The sequence below is a fragment of the Micromonospora parathelypteridis genome (genome assembly GCF_014201145.1).
GTDB lineage: Bacteria > Actinomycetota > Actinomycetes > Mycobacteriales > Micromonosporaceae > Micromonospora > Micromonospora parathelypteridis.
In genome coordinates this window covers 6285222-6305693 of sequence record NZ_JACHDP010000001.1, presented here as the reverse complement: position 1 = coordinate 6305693, position 20472 = coordinate 6285222, and the positions used below count along the sequence as shown (strand labels likewise).

The following is a 20472-nucleotide window of genomic DNA, read 5'->3' as shown; positions in this document are numbered from 1 at the left end:
CATGAACCGGGATTCCAGCGCGATCCGCCAGGAGCTGCTGCGGCTGCGCGAGCAGACCGAGACTCAGGCCACCGCCCTCGACGGCGACCTACGGAGCCTCTTCGAGGCATCCCGGTCGTCCAACGCCGATGACGAACACGACCCCGAGGGCAGCACGATCGCCTTCGAACGCGCACAGCTCACCGCCGTCCTGGACGCGGCCCGCCAACGCCTGGCCGAGCTGGACGTCGCGTTGCGACGGGTCGACGACGGCAGCTACGGCGTGTGCGAGCGGTGCTCCCGTCCGATTCCCACCGAGCGACTCGTCGCCCGCCCGTCGGCGCGTACGTGCGTCGCCTGCGCCAGCCGACGGTGACGGCGCCCGCCGACCGGGCCGGGGACGGGGACCGTCGTCGTGGTCGGTGATCAGCTGGTGCAACAGCCGCCAAGCTGATCGCCGGCCGGGTTGCTGTTGCAGACGCCGGTCGCGGGCAGGTCGAGTTGGACGTCACGAGCGGCCACCCATTCCCCGGCGAGGGCGGCGACGACGGAGCGGACCTGCTCGTAGCCGGTGGCCATGAGGAACGTCGGCGCCCGACCATAGGCCTTCATGCCGACGGCGTAGTAGCCGGTCTCCGGGTGGGCGAGTTCGTCCACGCCGTGCGGCGCAACGGTGCCACAGGAGTGCTCGTTGGGGTCGATCAGCGGGGCCAGAGCGCGGGTGGCGCCCAGGACCGGGTCCAGGTCCAGACGCAGCTCGGCGGCGATGGAATGGTCGGGGCGGAAGCCGGTGGCAGCGACGATCCGGTCGACGGTGATCGACTCGTCGGTGCCGTTGGCGTGCCGCACGACGACGCGTACCCGGCCGTCGACCGGGGCGAGGGTATGCACGGCGAACCCGGTGAGCAGCCGGATCCGTCCGGCGTCGACGTGCGCACGCAGCCGCGCGCCCAGGGCGCCGCGGGCGGGCAGAGTGTCGGCGTCCGCGCCGCCGTAGGTACGCGCCGGCGAGGCTGTCCGGATCGCCCAGGTCACCTCGGTACCCGGTGTGGATCCAGCCAGTTCCGCCAGGGACAGCAGCGTGTTCGCGGCCGAGTGGCCGGCGCCCACGACCAGGGTGTGCCGGCCGTCGAACCGGTCCCGGTCGACACCGAGCACGTCCGGCAGCGCGTGCTCCAGGTACGCCGTCGCGTCCGCCTCACCCCGCGCGGGCAGGCCGGAGGCACCGAGGACGTTCGGCGTACGCCAGGTGCCGGAGGCGTCGATGACGGCTCGGGCGAACAGTTCGTCGCCGTCGGCGAGGCGGAGCAGGAAGGGTGCGGTGTCGCGTCCGGCGGTGCGCAGCCGGTCGAGGCCGAGGCGGCTGATCGCCTCGACGCGCGCCCCGTACCGCACGTGCGGCTTGAGCTGCGGCAGCTCCGCGAGGGGTTGGAGGTAGTCGCCAACCAGCTCCGCGCCGGTCGGCAGGCCCTCCGGGTCGGGGGCCACCCAGCCGGCGTCGTCGAGGAGCCGACGGGCGGCCGGGTCGATGTTGAAACGCCACGGTGAGAAGACGCGCACGTGCCCCCACTGGCGGACAGCGGCGCCCGGGGTGTCGCCGGCTTCGAGGACGGTGAAGGTCAGGCCGCGCTCGTGCAGGTGCGCGGCCGCGGCGAGACCGGTCGGGCCGGCGCCGATGATCACGACGGGAAGGGTGTCCAGGGCGTTCATCCGGTGACTCCTCGATGTGGTGGTCCGCCTGCCGGGCGGGCCTCGTCAGGTGAGGTTGGGGCTGCGGCGTTCCAGCAGGACTACGTCGCGCCACCGGTCGTGGTGGCGACCGACCCGCTCGCGTACGCCGATGACGCGGAACCCGGCCCGTTGGTGCAGCGTCAGGCTGGCGGTGTTCTCCGGGAAGATCCCGGACTGGATCGTCCAGATGCCGGCCGCCTCGGTCGAGGCGATCAGCGCGTCGAGCAGCAACCGGGCGACGCCACGACCCTGGGCGGCCGGGTCCACGTAGACGGAGTGTTCGACCACACCGGCGTACACCGCGCGGGTCGAGGTCGGCGAGACGGCGATCCAGCCGAGGACGCTGCCGTCGCGGTCGGCAGCCACGAAGCGGTGCGCGCTCAGCCGCGCCGCGTCGAACGCCGCCCAGGTTGGCGCGGTGATCTCGAAGCTGGCATTGCCGGCGTCCAGACCGGCCTGGTAGATCTCCAGGACCCGCTCGGCGTCGGCGGCGCCCATCGGGCGCACGGTGTGGTCGGCCATCAGCAGGCTCCGTTTCCGCAGGACGCAGGTACGCGACGCCGCCTGTCTTGACGTCTGTCGAATCAGACAGTTGCACACTGATTAGATAGGTGTCAACCTAGAGAAATGTCTAATCAATCGCCGCCGGACGTGTCCTGCTGCCCCTCGCTGACCGAGCGGCGCATGCCGGCCGAGGCCGCCACGGTGCTCGCGCCCGCGTTCAAGGCCCTCGGCGACCCGGTGCGGCTGCAACTGATGTCGATGATCGCCTCCGCCGAGAGCGGGGAGATCTGCGTCTGCGATCTGACCCCCGCGTTCGACCTGACCGGCCCGACCATCTCGCACCACCTCAGGACGCTGCGTGAAGCGGGGCTCGTCGACGCCGAGCGCCGAGGCACCTGGGTCTACTACCGCGCCCGGCCGGCCATCCTGCGCCAGCTCGCCGCACTGCTCACGGCCGCACCGGCACCCGACGCCTGAGCTTCACCCCCACGCACCCCGTACCCGCCTGCCCCGGAAAGGCGACCGCGTCATGATCGACAAGCCCAGCGTCCTGTTCGTCTGCGTCCACAACGCCGGCCGTTCCCAGATGGCCGCCGGCTGGCTACGCCACCTCGCCGGCAACGCCGTCGAGGTCCGCTCGGCCGGCTCCGCGCCGGCCGAGACGGTCAACCCCGCGGCCGTGCAAGCCATGCGGGAGGTCGGCATCGACATCACCGACCAGACCCCCAAGCTCCTGGAGTACGCGACCACGGAGTCCTCCGACGTCATCGTGACGATGGGCTGCGGTGACGCCTGCCCGGTCTTTCCCGGGAAGCGCTACGAGGACTGGAAGCTGGACGACCCCGCCGGCAAGGGCGTCGAGTCCGTCCGCCCGATCCGCGACGAGATCCGGGGCCGGGTGGAGAAGCTCCTCGCCGAGCTGAACCTCGCCACCTGACCAGGGGGACAGAACACTCGGGTGCGCTCAACGGCTCCCGGCGTAGAGCGCGCGGGCGCCGAGTTCCTCCTCGATGCGGATGAGCTGGTTGTACTTGGCGGTGCGGTCGGAGCGCGACAGCGAGCCGGTCTTGATCTGTCCGCAGCCGACGCCGACGGCCAGGTCAGCGATGGTGGTGTCCTCGGTCTCCCCGGACCGGTGCGACATCACCACCCGGTAGCCCGCCTTGTGGGCGGCGTCCACCGTCGCGAGGGTCTCGGTGAGCGTGCCGATCTGGTTGACCTTGACCAGGATCGCGTTGGCGTAACCGCCGTCGATCCCGTCACGCAGCCGGTCGACATCGGTGCAGAAGACGTCGTCGCCGACCAACTGCACGCGCTCCCCCGCCAGCGCTGTCAGCCGCCGCCAACCGTCGAAGTCATCCTCCGCCATCGGGTCCTCGATCGAGCTGATCGGGTATCGGGCCACCAGGTCGAGCAGGTAGTCGATGTGCTCCTCGACCGTGCGCTTGCGTCCCTCGCCGACGTAGTCGTAGACGCCCGCGCGGAAGAACTCCGAGCTGGCCGGGTCGAGGCAGACCAGCACGTCGGTCCCGGGCTCGTAGCCGGTGTCCTCGATGGCGCGCACCACGAACCGCAGCGCCTCGTCGGCGCCCGTGAAGTTCGGCGCGAAGCCACCCTCGTCACCGACGCTGGTGCTGTGGCCGGCGGCGGCCAGGGACGCCTTGAGGGTGTGGAAGACCTCCGAGCCCATCCGCACCGCCTCGGCGAAGGTCGGCGCTCCGACCGGGGCGATCATGAATTCCTGGAAGTCGAGCGGATTGTCGGCGTGCGCGCCACCATTGATGATGTTCATCATCGGCACCGGCAGCAGGCGGGCGCCGACGCCACCGACGTAGCGGTAGAGCGGCTGCCGGTGGGCCAGGGCCGCCGCCTTCGCGGTCGCCAGGGACACCGCCAGGATCGCGTTGGCGCCCAGCCGACCCTTGTCCTTCGAACCGTCCAGAGCGATCATCGTCTCGTCGATCAGCGCCTGGTCCTCCGCGTCGAGCCCGAGCACCGCGTCGGCGATCTCGCCGTTGACCGCGGCGACGGCCGTACTGACGCCCTTGCCGTGAAAGCGCGTCCGATCTCCGTCGCGCAACTCGACCGCCTCGTTCGCCCCCGTCGAGGCGCCGGACGGAACGGCGGCCCGGCCGACCGACCCGTCGGCGAGAACCACATCCGCCTCCACGGTCGGGTTCCCCCTGCTGTCGAGGATCTGCCGACCACGCACCCGACTGATTGCCGTCATCACACACTCCCTGCTCAGGATGCCTTTTCGCAGCCAGACTGGCAGGAAACGGCGGCCGTGACACCGCGACGATGAACACGTTGACCCGTACCCCAGGGTGCGGGTTTAGGGTCGCAGGATGCGGGTGGGTGAGCTGGCACGACGGACCGGGACCACGGTCCGGGCGCTGCGGTACTACGAATCGGCCGGGCTCGTCGTGCCGCGGCGGCTGGGCAACGGTTACCGGGAGTACGACCCGATCGCCGTGCGGCTGGTGGCACAGATCCGCGAGCTGATGGCGCTCGGCCTCACCGTCGAGGAGACCCGCCCGTTCGTGGAGTCGATCGCCGGTGGCTCCGACGACTCCGACGTGTGCGCGGCGGCGGTGGCCACGTACCGCAGCACCATCACCAACCTGCAGGAACGGATCGGCAAGTTGACCGCCCAGCGGGACGCGCTGGACGCTCGCCTGGACGCGGCCGCGACGCAGGTCGTACCCGGCGGTCCCCCGGTCGACGCCGACCCCGCCGCGCTGATCGGCAGCAGGTTGCCGCCTTTGTCCTTCTACGGCACCGATGGCCGTCCGGTCGACCTCGGCGCGCTCGGCGCCGGGCGGAGCGTCATCTTCGTCTACCCCCTGACCGGACGGCCGGGCGTCGACCTGCCCAACGGGCTGCTGGAGATCCACGGAGCCCGCGGCAGCACCGAGCAGGCCACCTGGTTCCGTGACCACCACGCGGAACTCCGCGCGGCCGGCGCCGCCCGGGTCTACGGCCTGTCCGCGCAGTCGACCGGCTACCAGCGTGAACTCGTGCACCGCCTGCGGCTGCCCTACCCGCTGATCCCCGACCCGAGGCTGACCCTGGCCGACGCACTGCGTCTGCCGACCCGCGCCGCGGGTGACATGACGCTCTACGAGCGGCTGACCCTGATCATCGCCGACGGCGAGGTCGAGCACGTCTTCCACCCGATTCCGGACCCGGCGTCGCACCCCCTGCACGTGATGCGGTGGCTCACCAAGCGACGCCAGGCCCCGGGATCGGTCGCCGCCTAGAAGTCGTCGTCGAACTCGCCGCACTGCTCAGCGTCCATCGCTACTTCTGCAACATGATCGATGCAACGTCCGCCACAACACCCAACGACCAATCGAGCTGACCACATTCGCTCTGACTCGAGCACTCGAGGCAGCCGCCTGAACGCCACGGCTGGTCAGGTGCCCGAGTCCAGTGAGCATCAAGTGTCCGCATCGCGGCGAACAGTTCGTCTGCCCGACTTACCGGTTCATCGATCGGCACGGCGGCACCCTCCCGCGTTCACGACGTTGGCCCCACCTGGGAGCAGCGACCATCTGCCGTGCTCCCCCAGGTGGGGGTGCGGCCGGAACCCAGGAGTTTGCCGAAACCAGGGAACCCTACGGAGATCGACCGATGCCGACCGAGCGAGTGGACTACCGGCGGATCGCCAACGAGATTGCGGGAAAAATCAAATCTGGTGAGCTTGCTCCAGGCGAGAAACTGCCGTCCACCCGTGAGTTGGCCGAGCAGTACGGCGTGCATATCTCCACCATCAACCGGGTCATGACGATCCTCAAAGACCGCGAGTTGGTCGAGGGCCATCCAGGCAAAGGTGTCTACGTCGCAGAAGCCCAGAGCTGAGCGCGCCGCTTCCTTGATCGATTGATAAGAAGTAGCTGAGCACCATCGCGTTTAGACGGAGTGGCTGTTCGTCAACCCCGCACCGCCTCGTCGATCATGGAGTTGTGGTGGGTGACAAGTGCCTGCGCAACACCAAGTCAGGCACCACAACTCCATGATCAGAGAGACCGGACGCCCCTTCCCCGCGATCTTGCACTTCCTGTCGCGACATAAGGAGCATTACGCGCATATCGGCGACCGAAACTGCAAGATCGGCGCGGACGGGGCGTTCCTCATGGGCAACGCGTGGACCGAGGTCGCCGCCTAGAAGTCGTCGTCGAAGGCGACGGTGCCGGTCACCCCCACCTGGTACGCCGACACCCGCCGCTCGAAGAAGTTGGACAGCTCCTGCACGTCCTGCAACTCCATGAAGGCGAACGGATTGCTCGACCCGTAGTGCGGCGCGATGCCGAGCTGGGCGAGGCGGCGGTCGGCGACATGCTGGAGGTACTCCCGCATGTCGGTCAACGTCAGGCCGGGCACGCCGTGGCCCAACAGGTCCTCGGCGAACTGCACCTCACACTCGACAGCCTCGGTGAGCATCTGCCGAACCTGGTCGGCGAGATCGTCGTCGAACAGGTCCGGCTCCTCGCCGCGGACGGTGTCGACGACGTCGAACGCGAACGCCATGTGCATGGACTCGTCCCGGAACACCCAGTTGGTGCCGGAGGCCAACCCGTGCAGCAGGCCACGGGAGCGCAGGAAGTAGACGTACGCGAACGCGCCGTAGAAGAACAGTCCCTCGATGCAGGCGGCGAAGCAGATCAGGTTGAGCAGGAACGTGCGCCGGTCCTCCCGGGACCGCAGCTCCCGCAGGTCGTTCAACGAGTCGATCCAGCGGAAGCAGAATTCGGCCTTGCGCCGGATCGAGGGGATGTTCTCGATCGCGGCGAAGGCGGCGAACCGCTCGCTCTCGTCGGGCACGTACGTGTCGAGCAGGTTGAGATAGAACTGGACGTGCACGGCCTCCTCGAACAGCTGCCGGGACAGGTAGAGGCGACCCTCGGGGCTGTTGACGTGCTGGTAGAGGTTGAGCACCAGATTGTTCGCGACGATCGTGTCGCCGGTGGCGAAGAACGCCACCAGCCGGCTGACCAGGTGCCGCTCGGCCGGCGACAGCTTGTCGAGGTCGGCGAGGTCGGCGTGCAGGTCGACCTCCTCGACCGTCCAGGTGTTGCGGATGGCGTCGCGGAAGCGGTCGAAGAAGTGCGGGTAGCGCATGGGGCGGAGGGTGAGGTCCATCCCGGGGTCGAGCAGCATGTGCGTGGTCCTCGTGTCGGCGGTGTCGGCGGTGTCGGCGGTGGTCACTGGCAGGCCTCGCACGACTCGGGGTTCTCCAGCGAGCAGGCCAGCGCCTCCGCGTCGACGACGACGGGTGCGACAGCGCTGACAGTGGCCTGCTGAATCCGCGTGGCCGGGCGCGAGCGCAGGTAGTAGGTGGACTTCAGCCCGGCCTTCCAGGCGTACAGGTACATCGAGGAGAGCTTGCCGATGGTGGGCGCGGCCAGGAACAGGTTCAGCGACTGAGACTGGTCGATGAACGGGGCGCGGGCGGCGGCCAGGTCGATCAGCGCCCGCTGCGGCAGCTCCCATGCGGTGCGGAACAGCTCCCGGACGCCGGCCGGCAACTCAGCGATGTCCTGCACCGACCCCTCGGCGCGCTTGATCGCCGAGCGGATCCGGTCGGTCCACAGACCGCGGGCCTTCAGCTCGCGTACCAGAGCGGTGTTGACCTGGAGGAACTCCCCCGACAGGGTCTCGCGCTTGAACAGGTTGGACACCTGCGGCTCGATGCACTCGTAGCACCCGGCGATCGAGGCGATGGTCGCGGTCGGCGCGACCGCCACCAGCAGCGAGTTGCGCAGCCCGTACGCCTCGACCCGCTGCCGCAACGCGGCCCAGCGCGCGGTCTGCGTACCCTCGACACCCCACAGGTCCGGCTGCAGCTGGCCCCGCGCGGCCCGGGTCTCCCCGTACGCCGGATGCGCGCCGAAACGGCGGGCCAGGTCGGCGGAGGTCTCCAGCGCGGTCAGGTACAGCTCCTCGCTGATCCGCGTGGACAACTCCCGCGCGACCGGGGAGTCGAACGGCAGCCGCAGTGCGAAGAACACGTCCTGCAGGCCCATCAGGCCGAGCCCGACCGGCCGCCAGCGGGGGTTGCTCGCCGCCGCCTGCGGGGTCGGGTAGTAGTTGATGTCGATGACCCGGTCGAGGAAGGTCACCGCGGTACGGACCGTGGCGCGTAGTCGCTCCCAGTCGATGCCGTCGTCGGTGAGGTGGGCGGCGAGGTTGACCGAACCGAGGTTGCAGACGGCGGTCTCGGCGTCGCTGGACACCTCGACGATTTCGGTGCAGAGGTTGGACAGGTGCACCACGTTGCCCGGTTCGGCGGTCTGGTTGCACAGCCGGTTGGCGGCGTCCTTGAAGGTCATCCACCCGTTGCCGGTCTGGGCGAGGGTCCGCATCATCTTCCCGTACAGCTCCCGTGCCGGGACCTGCCGCACGTAGCGACCCTGCGCCTCGGCCTCCCGGTAGACGGCGTCGAACCGCTCCCCCCACAGGTCGGGTAGCTCGGGCACCTCGTGCGGGTCGAACAGCGACCACATCTCGTCGGCCTCGACCCGGCGCATGAACTCGTCCGGCACCCAGTTGGCCAGGTTCAGGTTGTGGGTGCGCCGGGCGTCCTCGCCGGTGTTGTCCCGCAGTTGCAGGAACTCCTCGATGTCCGGGTGCCACGGCTCCAGGTAGACGCACGCCGCGCCCTTGCGCCGCCCGCCCTGGTTGACCGCGGCGACGCTGGCGTCGAGCGTGCGCAGCCACGGCACGATCCCGTTGGACTGCCCGTTGGTGCCGCGGATCAACGCGCCCCGGGACCGGACCCGGGAGTACGCGATGCCGATGCCGCCGGCGAACTTGGACAGGTTGGCGACCTGGGCGTACCGCTGGTAGATCGAGTCCAACTCGTCGAGCGGCGAGTCAACCAGGTAGCAGGAGGACATCTGGGTGTGTCGGGTCCCGGAGTTGAACAACGTCGGTGAGCTGGGCAGATAAGCCAGGCTGGCCATCAGCCGGTAGAAGCCGATCGCCTCGTCCGGCGTCTGGGACAGCCCACAGGCCACCCGCAACAGCCAGTACTGCGGGGTCTCCAGCACCAGCCGGCTGGTGGGGTGGCGCAGCAGGTACCTGTCGTACACCGTGCGCAGGCCGAAGTACTCGAACCGCCGGTCACCGTCCGGATCGATGGCGTCGTCGAGCATCGCGGCGTGCGCGGCGACGAACGCCGCGGTGTCGTCACCGATGAGCCCCTCGGCGTGGCCGATCCGGATCGCCGCGCTGAACGAGGTGACGCCCTGCCGACGCACCTCCTTGTCGACGTAGCCGGACAGGAGCCGGGCGGCGAGACGCGAGTACTGCGGTTCCTCACCGATCATCTCGGCCGCGGTCTGGATGGACAGCCGGTCCAACTCGGCCGTCGTCGCGCCGTCGTACAGGCCGCTGATCGTGCGGGTGGCGACGCGCATCGGGTCGACGTCGGTCAGGTCGTCGGACCACCGCTCGATCGCCCGGACGATCTTGTTCAACTCCACCGACTCGGTGGTGCCGTTGCGCTTGCGGACCTGCATCGGCGTCCGTCGCAGGGCCGCGTCGCCGCTGGCCGGGACTACCTCGGTGACTGTCACCACTCACTCCTCGCGAGTTCGAGACCTGATGGCCCTCGGACGCGTGGAGACAGACACCGGCGGACGCCACGCCATGCGGACGTGGGTCGGGTGGCGTCAGCCGTCCCACGCGGCCTCGGACCGCCGCCCACCCGGGTGCGGGTGCGCGGCGCGCTGGCAGGTCTTCGGACTCGCGGGCACGACCGGGTTCGCCGGTCTCCTACTGGCCGTCGCTTCCCAGACCGATTGGTGGTCCAGTGCTGATGACGGCGGTCGTTCCCACTCACCGCTGCGGGACAGTCCCGGATTTTCACCGGGTTCCCTGTTGCCTCGACCGCTCCGGATGAGCGGCCGAACCAGCTGCGCTCGACACCATATATAGGGACGCTGCCGTTGTCACACCCCACATGTCGGTCCCGGGCGTGTCGGCGGCCGGGCTGGTGACGACCGTCACCAGCCCCGACGGTCACGCCCGGCCCGGCCGGCGCGAGGCAGCGAACGCCCCCGCCGACGGGGCTCTGCAGCAGGAATGGGACGGCAGAAAGATGCGATGTATCGAGTCAATGGATGTAAGGAATCCTGCTCACACTTCGCCGCGAGTGCATCAGTCCCGAGTGAACATCTTATCTTCCAGTGTCCCAATTGGACCCCGTTGCCGGGGACGCCGGCGGGGCGAGTCAACCCTCGAACCACTGGAAGATTTACCACCGGAACGGCACCTACCAGCACGAGCAAGGCCCCCTTAACCTGCGGGCAACCGATACGGTCATCGAAGGACGGCAAGGTTCCCAATTTCGGATCACGCCCGAAACATTGGATGTCTGGGGTCCAGAGGTGATCGACATCGTTGACGCGTCGAAGCCGCTCTCCGTATACTCCCAGTGATCATCTGATCTTTGGCCACGTCGGGCGAGGAGCGCATGCCGCAGATCACTGCCGTCACCGTCGAGGACGTCCGCTTCCCCACCTCCCTGACCGCTGACGGCTCCGACGCCATGAACAAGGACGGCGACTACTCGGCGGCCTACGTCGTTCTGCACACCGACGGCGTCGACAGCGTGGGCGCGCCACTCGCGGGCCACGGTCTGACCTTCACCATCGGTCGGGGCAACGACATCGTCGCCGCGGCGGCGGTCCATCAGGCGCAGCGCCTCGTGGGCCTGGACGTCGCGACGATGGCAGCGGACATGGGCGCGGTCTACCGCTTCCTCACCTCCGACTCCCAACTGCGTTGGCTCGGGCCGGAGAAGGGCGTCGTCCACCTGTCGCTGGCCGCCGTGCTGAACGCGTCGTGGGACCTGGTCGCCCGGGTCGCCGACAAGCCGCTGTGGCGGCTGCTCGTCGACATGTCCCCCGAGCAGCTCGTCGACATCGCGGACCTGCGCTACCTGTCCGACGCGCTGACCCGGGACGAGGCACTGGCCATCCTGCGCGCCAAAGAGAGCACGAAGGCCGATCGCCTCGCCGAGCTCGACCGCACCGGCTACCCCGCCTACACCACCTCGGCCGGCTGGCTCGGCTACGGCGACGACAAGCTGCGCCGGCTGTGTCAGGAGGCGGTGGACACCGGCTACGGCTACGTCAAGCTCAAGGTGGGCGCCAACCTCGACGACGACATCCGCCGGTGTGGGATCGCCCGGGAGATCCTCGGCCCGCACCGCAACCTGATGATCGACGCCAACCAGGTGTGGGACGTCGGACAGGCCATCGAGTGGGTCAAGGCCCTCGCCCAGTTCGAGCCACTGTGGATCGAGGAGCCGACCAGCCCCGACGACATCCTGGGCCATGCGGCCGTCCGCCGCGCCGTCGCTCCCATCGGAGTCGCCACCGGCGAACACTGCCACAACCGGGTGATGTTCAAGCAGCTGTTCCAGGCCGGCGCCATCGACTTCTGCCAGTTGGACACCGGCAGGCTGGCCAGCATCAACGAGATCGTCGCCGTGCTGCTCCTCGCCGCGAAGTTCGACGTCCCCGTGTGCCCACACGCCGGCGGTGTCGGGCTGTGCGAGATGGTCCAACACGTCTCGGTGCTCGACTACGTCTCGATCTCGGGGGATCTCACCGACCGTGTCACCGAGTTCGTCGACCACCTGCACGAGCACTTCACCGACCCGTGCATCGTCCGCGACGCCGGCTCGGGCAGCGGTTACGTCCTGCCCAGCCAGCCCGGCTACTCCACCCGGATGCGTCCCGAGTCGGTCGCGCTCTACCGCTTCCCCGACGGCCCCTACTGGGCTGCGACGCACCCGACTACCGTGTCATCTCCGGAGCCGTACGTGATCGCGGGTGGGACAGCCGCCCCCGCCGGCCGCTAGGAGGTGTCATGTCGCGCACCGACGAGGTGGTGAACGGCATCAAGCGGATGATCCTCGAAGGACGGTTCAAGCCCGGGGACCGGCTGCCCATCGAGAAGGACCTCGCCGAGTCGCTCGGCGTCTCGCGGGGCTCGCTGCGCGAGGGGATGTCGGCCCTGTCGATCCTCGGCATCGTCAACATTCGCCAGGGTGACGGCACCTACGTCACCAACCTCGACGCGCCGCAACTGCTGGCCCCGATGGGCTTCGTGGTGGACTTCCAGGGCCAGGGCGACCCACGGCACATCCACACCGTCCGGCGGCTGCTGGAGTGCGAGGCCGCCCGGTTAGCGGCGACCAGGATCACCGACGAGGCGCTCGCTCAGGCGGGGGACCTGCTCGACGAGGCGGCCCGGATCGCCGGTCAGTCGCCGCAGGACCACGAGCGGATCATGGAGATCGACATCGCCTTCCACCGGATCATCGCCGTGCACGCCGAGAATCCGGTGCTCGTCGGCCTGATCGAGGCCTTCGCCGGACGCACCCTACGCGGGCGGCTCTGGCGGAGCCTGCACGAGGAGGGCGCGGACCGGCGTACCCATGACGAACATGTCGCGATTCTGCGGGCCCTGCGGGCGCGCGACCCGGAGCGGGCCCGCGTCCGGATGGCCAACCACCTGATCGGGGTGGAGGAGTCGTTGCACGGGCTACCCGACGACGGTGACACGAACGCCGAGCCCGCACGGTTCTAAGCCGCCGTCAGCGCTCGTCCCGTTCCGCGCCGCTGATGCTTCCGGTCATCGCCGCGACCAGGTCGTCGGTGGTGACCTCGTCCGCGCGGAGCCGGGCGGCCCGCCGGCCGAGACGCAGCACCTCGACCCGGTCGGCGATCTCGAGCACCTGAGGCATGTTGTGGCTCACCAGCACCACCGACATGCCAGCGTCGCGGGCACGGCGGACGACGTCGAGCACGCGCTGCGTCTGAACCACGCCGAGCGCTGCGGTGGGCTCGTCCAGGATGACCACGCTGGTGGCCCAGATGATGGCGCGGGCCACCGCGACGCACTGCCGCTGCCCACCGGACAACATCGCGATCGGGGTGGTGACCCGGGGGATCCGGACACCCAGTTCGTCGAGGGCCGCGGCGGCGCCCTGCCGCATGGCCCGCTTGTCGAGCAGCCCCAGCCGACCGAGCGGCCCGGAGCGCAGGAGCTCCCGCCCGAGGTACAGGTTGGCGGCCACGCTGAGGTCGTCGGCGACGGCGAGATCCTGGTAGACGGTCTCCACCCCTGCGCGCCGGGCGTCCAGCGGGGTGGAGAACTGGACGGGACGGCCATCCACCCGGATCTCGCCCTCGTCGGGCGGGTGCACACCGGACAACGTCTTGATCAGAGTGCTCTTTCCGGCGCCGTTGTCGCCGATCAGCGCGACGACCTCACCCCGGTGGACCGTGAAGTCGGCGCCGCGCAGCGCCTCGACGTGCCCGAACCGCTTGACGATGCCACGGGCTTCGAGGACCGGTGGTTCGTCGGTGGTCGGCTGCCGGTCGCTGTCGGCGGTGGCCGTCGGGGTGGTGCCCATCACTGCACCGGGGGGTTGGCGCAACTCGGTTCGAGCACCGCCTTGATCTCCGCGGAGTCGATGTTCTCCTTCGTGACGAACGTGACGCCGGTGTCCGCTGACGCCAGCGGCGCCTTGTCGCGGAGGTGCTTGACCATCTTGTCGACGCCGAAGTAGCCCATCTTGAACGGGTTCTGCACGACCAGCGCCGAGATCTGGCCGCTGCGCACGCCGGCGATCTCGTCCGGGGCGGCGTCCCAACCGATGATGACCACCTTGCCGGACTTGTTCGCCGCCTGGATGGCCTGCGCGGCGCCCAGCACACTCGGCTCGTTGGCCGCGAAGATGCCGGCGAGGTTGGGGTTGGCCGTCAGGATGTTCTCGGTGACGCGTCGCGCCTCGTTGACGTCACTGCGGCTGGGCTGCTGGCCGACCAGCTTCAGGTTGGGGAACTGTGCGAGGCCGGCCTTGAAGCCGTCGACCCGCTCGGTGTTGGTCTGCGATCCGGGCTGGAACTCGACAAGTGCCACCTCGTGGTTGCCGGGGCCGAGTTCGGTGGCGAGCATCTTCGCCGCCTCGGTGGCCGACGCACGGTTGTCGGTGGCGAAGAGCGGCACGCTCGACGGTTGCGGGCTGGTGCCAGAGTCGATCATCGCGACCGGGATGTTGGCGCCCAGCGCCTGGTCGGTCGCCGGCGCCAACGCGCTGGAGTCGGTCGCCGCGTACACGATGCCGTCGACCTTCTTGGTGACGAAGTTCTGGATCAGGTTGACCTGGCCCTCGACGTCGGTTTCGGTGGTCACCCCGTCCCACTGGACGGTGACGTCACCGGCGCGCTGCGCGGCACACTCCGCGCCCGCCTTCACGGTGTTCCAGTAGTCGGCCCCGACGGCCTTCGGGACGACGGCGAGCTTCAACGGACCGCTCGCGTCCTTGGTCGCGCCGTCGCCTCCGTCGCGGACCTCGACTCCGCCGCAGGCGCTGAGAAGAGCGGTCGCCGCGGCTACGGCCAGAATGGCCTGTGCGCGCAGGATGGGCCGTCGCGCCCGTCGGCTGGTGGTGGTGTGCGCCATGGTGCGTGTCCTTCCTCGTTCGGACTCTCGGAATGGCATGTCAACCCCGTGCTTCCAGCCGCCGTCGGCGGTACTGGTCGAAGTACACGGCGGCCCAGATGATCAGGCCGACGATCACCTGCTGGTAGTGGATGCTGATGTCGAGCAGGACGGCGCCGTTGCGGACCAGGGCGATGAGGAAGGCGCCGATGATCGTCCCGACGATCCGGCCCTGGCCTCCGAAGAGGCTGGCTCCACCGATGACCGCGGCGGCGATGACATCGAGCTCCAGCGAGATGCCGTAGTTCGGCTGGCCGGAGTTGACCCGGGACGCGGCGATCATGCCGCCCAGCCCGACCAGCACACCCGCCAGCACGTACACCCCGGTCAGGTGACGCCGCACCCTTATTCCGGAGCGGCGGGCCGCCTCCAGGTTGGAGCCCATCGCGTAGGTGTACTGGCCGAAGCGCGTCTGGGAGAGCAGGAAGGCAACCCCGACGGCGACGAGAACGGTGATCACCACGGCGAACGGGATGCCGAGGATCTCCCCGTTGCCGAGCAGTTGGAAGGATCGGGGCAGGCCGTAGACGCCGACCGCGCCGCTGACGATGAAGACGAGACCGCGGCCCACGGACATCGTTCCGAGCGTCGCGATGAACGGCGGGATCCGGGCCACGGTCACCAGCAGCCCGTTCAGCAGCCCGGCCAGCGCGCCGACACCGATCGCGACGACCGTCGCCGCCCAGAGCGAGAAGCCGAGGTCGCGGACGACCATCGCGCCCACGACGCCGGCGAGCGCGGCGACCGACCCCACGGACAGGTCGATGCCCTTCGTGATGATGACCATCGTCTGCGCCGTGGCGATGATGGCGATCACCGCGGTCTGCGCCCCGATGTTGAAGAGGTTGTCCGCGGTCAGGAAATAGGGACTGGCGACGGTCAACGCGATGAACAGGACGACGAGCGCGGTCGCGGCGGTCAGCTCGGAGACGGCGTGGGAGACCCGTTCCCGGACCCAGTCGCTGAGTTCGCCGCGCTGCGAGCCGGCGGTTGCCTCGACCGTACTCATCGTCGGACCTCGCATGCCCGCACCGCCCGTAGAGATAGGTCGGATGTTTCCCTCGATCAGGCGTTACCTTGCCACGCATCGACATATGTTGCCAAGGTCTTGCGGGCATGTTTTGTCATCGATACGCAGGCCACTGCGGGCATACGTCTGATCAAACTGGCACAACCTGCGACCGATCGATCAGCAGGCGCAGGCGGCGAGGGTTTTCGGCCCGTCAGGCCGCGGGGTTTTCGGCCCGTCAGGCCGCGAGACGCCGCGGGGTCACGACGTCTCCAGCCGGTACGCCCGCCGGGCGGTCCGTCGCCAGATCGCCGCACGCTCGTCGTCGGCGAGCGGGTCCAGCAGGTCGGTGAGGGCCTCGACCCAGCGGGTGTACGAGGTGGCGAGCAGACACACCGGCCAGTCCGAGCCGAACATCAGCCGGTTCGGGCCGAACACGTCGAGCGCATGCTCGATGGCGGGCCGCAGGTCCGCCGTCGTCCAGGACGGGCCGTCCACTTCGGTCACCAGGCCGGAGAGCTTCGCCGTCGTGTTGGGCTCGGCGGCGAGCGCACGCAGGTCACGGGGCCAGTCGCCGAGGCCGTCGTGCCCGAGCGACGGCTTGCCGAGGTGGTCCAGGACGAACCGCATCTGGGGCAGATCGCGGACGAGTCGGGTGGCCGCCGGCAGTTGGTGGTCACGCACCAGCAGGTCGAAGGCGAGGCCGGCGGCGCCGACCGCGGCGATGCCCCGCCGGACGTCCGGACGGTCGAGGTACGCCGGGTCAGATTCGGATTGGACGACATGTCTGATCCCGACCAGCCAGTCTCCGCCGCGTGCGGCCCGGAGCCGGTCGAGGCGATCGCCGACGCTGTCGGCGGTGAGGTCGACCCAGCCGACGACTCCGGCGATGAGGGGATCGTCGGCCGCGATGCCCAGCAGCTCGGGCGTCTCCGTCCGGGCGGCGACGGACTGAACGACGACGGTCTGGGTGACACCGACGGCCCGGGCCACCGGGGCCAGATCGACCGGGGTGAAGTCGTCGTCGATCGCGGCCATGGTGTGCGGATCGATCCAGGGCTGCGGGTGCCGCGCCCGGACCCAGAGGTGATGGTGCGCGTCCACGATGCCCGATCCCGGTGGGGCCTCATTGGTCGTCATCGGACACGTCCCGGCGCGCTCACGTACACCCACACCCCGCCCAGTCATTGGTCAGATGTCCGGGTCGGCCCGGCACTTCGGCCCAATCCGGCAGTTCGACCAGGTTAGCGGTAACAGAACGCCCGTGGGTCCCAGGAAATGCGACTCGGCGTGGTCAAGCATCATATCTTTGGCATCCAGAGATGTCGATTATTGTTTCCTCACCCGTCCGGCTGGTGGGGCCGGGTTGACCGCCTGCGGCGGCACCGATACCGTCGACCCACTATCTGCGGCGACGCGAGGGAAGCCGGTGTGAATCCGGCGCGGTCGCGCCACTGTAAGCGGTTCCTCAGCCTCACGGGGATCCGCGAGCCAGGACGCTCGGTCGTCCGCAGCCTTGCGATGGGGACGCGTCATCCCCGGGGAGGTTCGTGCTCGTATGTCTACTTCCACGTCCAGCCAGCCGTTGGTGCACTCCGCTGGCAGCACGCGTCTCCTGTGGACGGTCCTGGCGACCGTTGCTGTGCTCAGCCTGTTGACCTACCTCGTCGCCTTCGATCAGGGGGCAGTCTCGCGCAGCGGCATGTACCTGCACGAGCTGATGCACGACGGTCGGCACCTGCTGGGTGTCCCGTGCCACTGAAAGCCACCACCGCTCCCCCGTTTCTCACCGTCCTCGTCCGTGGGCTGCTCGCCGGCCTGATCGCCGGCCTGCTCGCCGGGGCGTTCGCCTACGTCGCCGGTGAGCCGCACGTCGAGGCGGCCATCGCCATCGAGGAGGCGGCGGCGACGCACGTCGAGCCCGCTGCCGGTGGGCACAATCACGAGGATGCCCTGGTCAGCCGGACTGGTCAGCGCGGCGGCCTGTTCCTGGCCACCGGCCTGTTCGGCGCCGCGATGGGTGGCCTGCTGGCCACGGCGTACGTGCTGCTGTCCCGTCGGCGGCGGACCCACGACGACGGCCGGGTGGGCCTGCTGCTGGCCGGCGCGGCCCTGCTCGGCGCGGTGATCGTGCCGTTCCTGAAGTATCCGGCGAACCCGCCGGCCGTCGGCGACCCGGCCACCATCAACCAACGCACCGTCACCTACCTGCTGATGGTGGTGCTCGGCCTGGTGGCGGTGTGGGCGGGCTCGCTGGGCTACCGGGCGGTCGGCAGCGAGGCGCCCACGTGGCAACGTGCTGCTGCGGCCGCCGGCGGATTCCTGCTGGTCACCGTGGTGTCCTACGTGGTGATGCCCTCCTTCCAGGAGGTCCCGGACGACTTCCCGGCGACTCTGCTGTGGGACTTCCGGCTGGCCTCGCTCGGCACCCAGGTGGTGCTCTGGACCGGGATCGGCCTGCTGTTCGCGGCGCTGATGCACCACGACCGGCGTCGCCGGGCCGCCGCCGCGCTTCCGAGCACGTGACCCCCACCAGCCTCCGGCTGGTCGCCCACGGTCACACCACCGCGCTGCGCCGGGTCCGGTTCGGCGGCACCAACGACGGCTTGGACGAGGGCGGCCTGCGTGCCGCCCTCGCCCAGGCCCGCACCGAATCGGGCCGGCGAGGGCACCTGCGCGTCGACGATGCCTGCCTGTCCAGTCCGGCGGCAGCCGCCCGACAGACCGCCGAGGCCTTCGGTCTGCGGCCCACCATCGAAGCCGCGTTGGCCGACTGTGACTACGGCGACTGGACCGGACGGTCGTTCGAGGAGATCGCCGCCGAGCAACCGCAGGCGTTGCACGAGTGGTTGTCCGCACCGGACTCCGCCCCCCACGGCGGCGAATCCGTGGCGACGTTACGAGACCGGGTCGGTCGCTGGCTGGACGGGCAACGCGCACCTGGCCGGCGGATCATCGCCGTCGCCCACCCGCTGGTGATCCGGGTCGCGGTGGTCCACGCCCTCGACCTGCCGATCGCGACGTACCGGCAGTTGGACGTGGAGCCGCTGGCGATCATCCGGCTCACCAGCCAGGGTGGGCGATGGCAGTTACGGCTGACCCCACCGCGAGCAGGGTGAGGACACGGCCACTCAGTGGTGCCGGTGCGGCAGGTGCAGCTCGACGGGCTCGGGCGGGAGGTCGTCGACACCGGCGGCGACGGCCTGCTGGTGGCGGCGGCGTGCCGAGGGCAGGGCCAGCGAGGCGAAGACAGCCAGGACGGCGACGCCGGCGCAGACCCAGAAGCCGGCGGTGAAGGCCTCGTCGGTGGGCAGGCCCTGCGGCGTGCTGTGCGAGGTGATGACGGCCGCGACGACCGCCGCGCCGATGCTGCTGCCGATGGTCCGCGCGATGGTGTTGACACCGCTCGCCTCACCGGTCTGCCCGGCCGGCACGCTCTCGATGATGGCGTTGGACATCGCCGCGAACGCCAGTCCGATTCCGGCGCCGGTGAGCACTCCGGAGAGCAGAACCTGCCAGGCCGCGCCGTGGGCGAGGGCGGGCAGCACGAACGCGACGACGACGGCGACCGCGCCGAGGAACATCGGAACCTTGGGGCCGAAGCGACGGTCCAGCAGACCCGCGAGGGGTCCGAAGACCACCATCATCAGGACGGTGGGCAGCAGGAACAGGCCCGCCTGGGACACCGTCTTGCCGAACCCGTAGCCGGTGGCCGCCGGAAGTTGGAGCAGGGTCGGCACGAGCACGAACGTCCCGAACATCGCGAAGCCGAGGATCAGGGCGACGAGGTCCGTGGCCCAGACACCGCGAATGCGCATCAGACGCATGTCGATGAGCGGCTCGCGTACCCGCAGTTCGACCAGGACGAACACGATCAGCGCGACCACACCGAGCACGAACAGGCCGATGGTCTTCGTCTCACCCCAACCCCAGGCTTGTCCCTTGCTCACCGCCAGCAGCAGTGCGACCAGCGCCACCGACAGGATGCCGGCGCCGAGCATGTCGAGCCGTCCGGGCGTGCGGACCCGTGACTCGGGCATCCCGAAGATGGCCCCGAGCAACGCGACGACGACGAGGACCAGCGGCAGCCAGAACAGCCAGTGCCACGACAGGTTCTCCACGATCGGGCCCGCGGCCACGATTCCGACGCCGGCGCCGACACCGAAGATCGCCGACAGCAGGCCGACGGTGACGCCGACCTTTTCCCGGGGAAGTTCGTCGCGGACGATGCCGATCGACAGGGGCAGGATCGCTCCGGCGGCTCCCTGCAGCGCCCGCGCGACGATCAGCACGGTCAGGTTGGGAGCCAGGGCGGCGAGCAGGGTGCCGGCGGCGAGCGCGGCGAGGACGCCGATGAGGACCCTGCGCTTGCCGACCATGTCACCGAGACGGCCGAGAATGGGAGTCAGGACCGAGGCTGCCAACAGGTAGGCGGTGAGCACCCAGCTGATGTCCCCGGTCGAGACTCTCAGGTCCCCTCCGATGGTCGACAGGGCGGGCGCCACCAGCGACTGCAGCACCGCGAACGCCAGGCCGCCCAGCGACAGGTACAGCACCAGGAGGGTGCTGTTGGCCCGCGGGACGGTGCCGGCCGTGGAGTCGACGTGGGTCGGCTCCTGGATGGTGTGGGTCATGAGATCCCCGAAACTAGATGTAAACGTTTGCTGACTTACCAGTATCCGCAGCACCGGGGTCATGTCAACAGTCGTTTACGTCACGTC

The 20472-nt window shown here is 69.5% G+C and carries 20 protein-coding genes and 2 riboswitches; of the genes, 10 read left to right on the top strand and 10 right to left on the bottom strand.

Going from position 1 to position 20472, the window contains the following annotated elements; translation table 11 throughout:
- Position 1 precedes the first annotated feature (1 nt).
- Positions 2-355 (top strand): TraR/DksA family transcriptional regulator, encoded by a 354-nt coding sequence (locus tag HNR20_RS28275; RefSeq protein WP_184186024.1) that lies wholly within the window; start codon positions 2-4, stop codon positions 353-355.
- 50 nt (positions 356-405) lie between these two features.
- Here HNR20_RS28275 and HNR20_RS28270 read toward each other — a convergent pair whose 3' ends face one another.
- Positions 406-1689 carry an FAD-dependent oxidoreductase gene (locus HNR20_RS28270; RefSeq protein ID WP_184186022.1) on the bottom strand — a complete coding sequence of 428 codons (1284 nt, stop codon included), beginning with the start codon at positions 1687-1689 and terminating at the stop codon, positions 406-408.
- 45 nt (positions 1690-1734) lie between these two features.
- Positions 1735-2232, bottom strand: coding sequence for a GNAT family N-acetyltransferase (locus HNR20_RS28265; protein WP_184186020.1), 498 nt, complete (start codon positions 2230-2232; stop codon positions 1735-1737).
- Positions 2233-2337: 105 nt separating this feature from the next.
- Here HNR20_RS28265 and HNR20_RS28260 point away from each other — a divergent pair, with 105 nt between their 5' ends.
- Positions 2338-2691 carry an ArsR/SmtB family transcription factor gene (locus HNR20_RS28260; RefSeq protein WP_184186018.1) on the top strand — a complete coding sequence of 118 codons (354 nt, stop codon included), beginning with the start codon at positions 2338-2340 and terminating at the stop codon, positions 2689-2691.
- A gap of 52 nt (positions 2692-2743) precedes the next feature.
- Positions 2744-3151 carry an arsenate reductase ArsC gene (locus tag HNR20_RS28255; protein ID WP_184186016.1) on the top strand — a complete coding sequence of 136 codons (408 nt, stop codon included), beginning with the start codon at positions 2744-2746 and terminating at the stop codon, positions 3149-3151.
- A gap of 27 nt (positions 3152-3178) precedes the next feature.
- On the opposite strand, the gene eno is transcribed toward HNR20_RS28255, so the two are convergent.
- Positions 3179-4444 (bottom strand): phosphopyruvate hydratase, encoded by a 1266-nt coding sequence (gene eno / locus HNR20_RS28250; RefSeq protein WP_184186014.1) that lies wholly within the window; start codon positions 4442-4444, stop codon positions 3179-3181.
- A 118-nt stretch (positions 4445-4562) separates the two neighbouring features.
- Between eno and HNR20_RS28245 the strand changes: the two genes are divergently transcribed.
- Complete coding sequence (locus HNR20_RS28245) at positions 4563-5477, top strand: MerR family transcriptional regulator (RefSeq protein ID WP_184186012.1); 915 nt, start codon at positions 4563-4565, stop codon at positions 5475-5477.
- Positions 5478-5850: 373 nt separating this feature from the next.
- Complete coding sequence (locus HNR20_RS28240; protein ID WP_184186009.1) at positions 5851-6078, top strand: GntR family transcriptional regulator; 228 nt, start codon at positions 5851-5853, stop codon at positions 6076-6078.
- A gap of 303 nt (positions 6079-6381) precedes the next feature.
- Here the strand turns inward: HNR20_RS28240 and HNR20_RS28235 are convergent, their stop codons facing one another.
- Both HNR20_RS28235 and HNR20_RS28230 read right to left on the bottom strand, forming a co-directional pair.
- A complete protein-coding gene (locus tag HNR20_RS28235; RefSeq protein WP_184189174.1) occupies positions 6382-7377 on the bottom strand; it encodes a ribonucleotide-diphosphate reductase subunit beta in 996 nt (331 codons plus the stop codon).
- Between the two features lie 44 nt (positions 7378-7421).
- Positions 7422-9740, bottom strand: coding sequence for a ribonucleoside-diphosphate reductase subunit alpha (locus HNR20_RS28230; protein ID WP_229687327.1), 2319 nt, complete (start codon positions 9738-9740; stop codon positions 7422-7424).
- Between the two features lie 195 nt (positions 9741-9935).
- A riboswitch (cobalamin riboswitch) is annotated at positions 9936-10152 on the bottom strand.
- A 544-nt stretch (positions 10153-10696) separates the two neighbouring features.
- On the opposite strand from HNR20_RS28230, the gene HNR20_RS28225 reads away from it, so the two are divergent.
- The gene (locus HNR20_RS28225) at positions 10697-12091 is read left to right on the top strand and encodes an enolase C-terminal domain-like protein (RefSeq protein ID WP_184186002.1); all 1395 of its coding nucleotides are present in this window, start codon (positions 10697-10699) and stop codon (positions 12089-12091) included.
- 8 nt (positions 12092-12099) lie between these two features.
- Entirely contained in the window at positions 12100-12822 is a 723-nt protein-coding gene (locus HNR20_RS28220) for a FadR/GntR family transcriptional regulator (RefSeq protein ID WP_184186000.1), read from the top strand.
- Between the two features lie 7 nt (positions 12823-12829).
- Here the strand turns inward: HNR20_RS28220 and HNR20_RS28215 are convergent, their stop codons facing one another.
- The 4 genes from HNR20_RS28215 to HNR20_RS28200 form a co-directional block, all read right to left on the bottom strand.
- Entirely contained in the window at positions 12830-13651 is an 822-nt protein-coding gene (locus tag HNR20_RS28215) for an ATP-binding cassette domain-containing protein (protein ID WP_184185996.1), read from the bottom strand.
- Complete coding sequence (locus HNR20_RS28210; protein WP_184185993.1) at positions 13651-14703, bottom strand: ABC transporter substrate-binding protein; 1053 nt, start codon at positions 14701-14703, stop codon at positions 13651-13653. The genes HNR20_RS28215 and HNR20_RS28210 overlap by 1 nt, the downstream gene beginning before the upstream one ends.
- 40 nt (positions 14704-14743) lie before the next feature.
- Positions 14744-15751 (bottom strand): ABC transporter permease, encoded by a 1008-nt coding sequence (locus tag HNR20_RS28205; protein WP_184185990.1) that lies wholly within the window; start codon positions 15749-15751, stop codon positions 14744-14746.
- A 261-nt stretch (positions 15752-16012) separates the two neighbouring features.
- Positions 16013-16891 (bottom strand): amidohydrolase family protein, encoded by an 879-nt coding sequence (locus tag HNR20_RS28200; protein WP_184185987.1) that lies wholly within the window; start codon positions 16889-16891, stop codon positions 16013-16015.
- Between the two features lie 238 nt (positions 16892-17129).
- A riboswitch (cobalamin riboswitch) is annotated at positions 17130-17274 on the top strand.
- 35 nt (positions 17275-17309) lie between these two features.
- Between HNR20_RS28200 and HNR20_RS28195 the strand changes: the two genes are divergently transcribed.
- Genes HNR20_RS28195 through HNR20_RS28185 form a run of 3 tightly spaced genes read left to right on the top strand, consistent with a single transcriptional unit; the run spans position 17310 to position 18870 of the window.
- On the top strand, positions 17310-17513 hold the full coding sequence (locus tag HNR20_RS28195) for a CbtB domain-containing protein (protein WP_184185984.1): 204 nt from the start codon (positions 17310-17312) through the stop codon (positions 17511-17513).
- On the top strand, positions 17504-18277 hold the full coding sequence (locus tag HNR20_RS28190; protein ID WP_184185981.1) for a CbtA family protein: 774 nt from the start codon (positions 17504-17506) through the stop codon (positions 18275-18277). The genes HNR20_RS28195 and HNR20_RS28190 overlap by 10 nt, the downstream gene beginning before the upstream one ends.
- Complete coding sequence (locus tag HNR20_RS28185; RefSeq protein ID WP_184185978.1) at positions 18274-18870, top strand: histidine phosphatase family protein; 597 nt, start codon at positions 18274-18276, stop codon at positions 18868-18870. The genes HNR20_RS28190 and HNR20_RS28185 overlap by 4 nt, the downstream gene beginning before the upstream one ends.
- A 12-nt stretch (positions 18871-18882) precedes the next feature.
- Here HNR20_RS28185 and HNR20_RS28180 read toward each other — a convergent pair whose 3' ends face one another.
- Entirely contained in the window at positions 18883-20448 is a 1566-nt protein-coding gene (locus tag HNR20_RS28180) for an MFS transporter (protein WP_229687267.1), read from the bottom strand.
- Positions 20449-20472 lie beyond the last annotated feature (24 nt).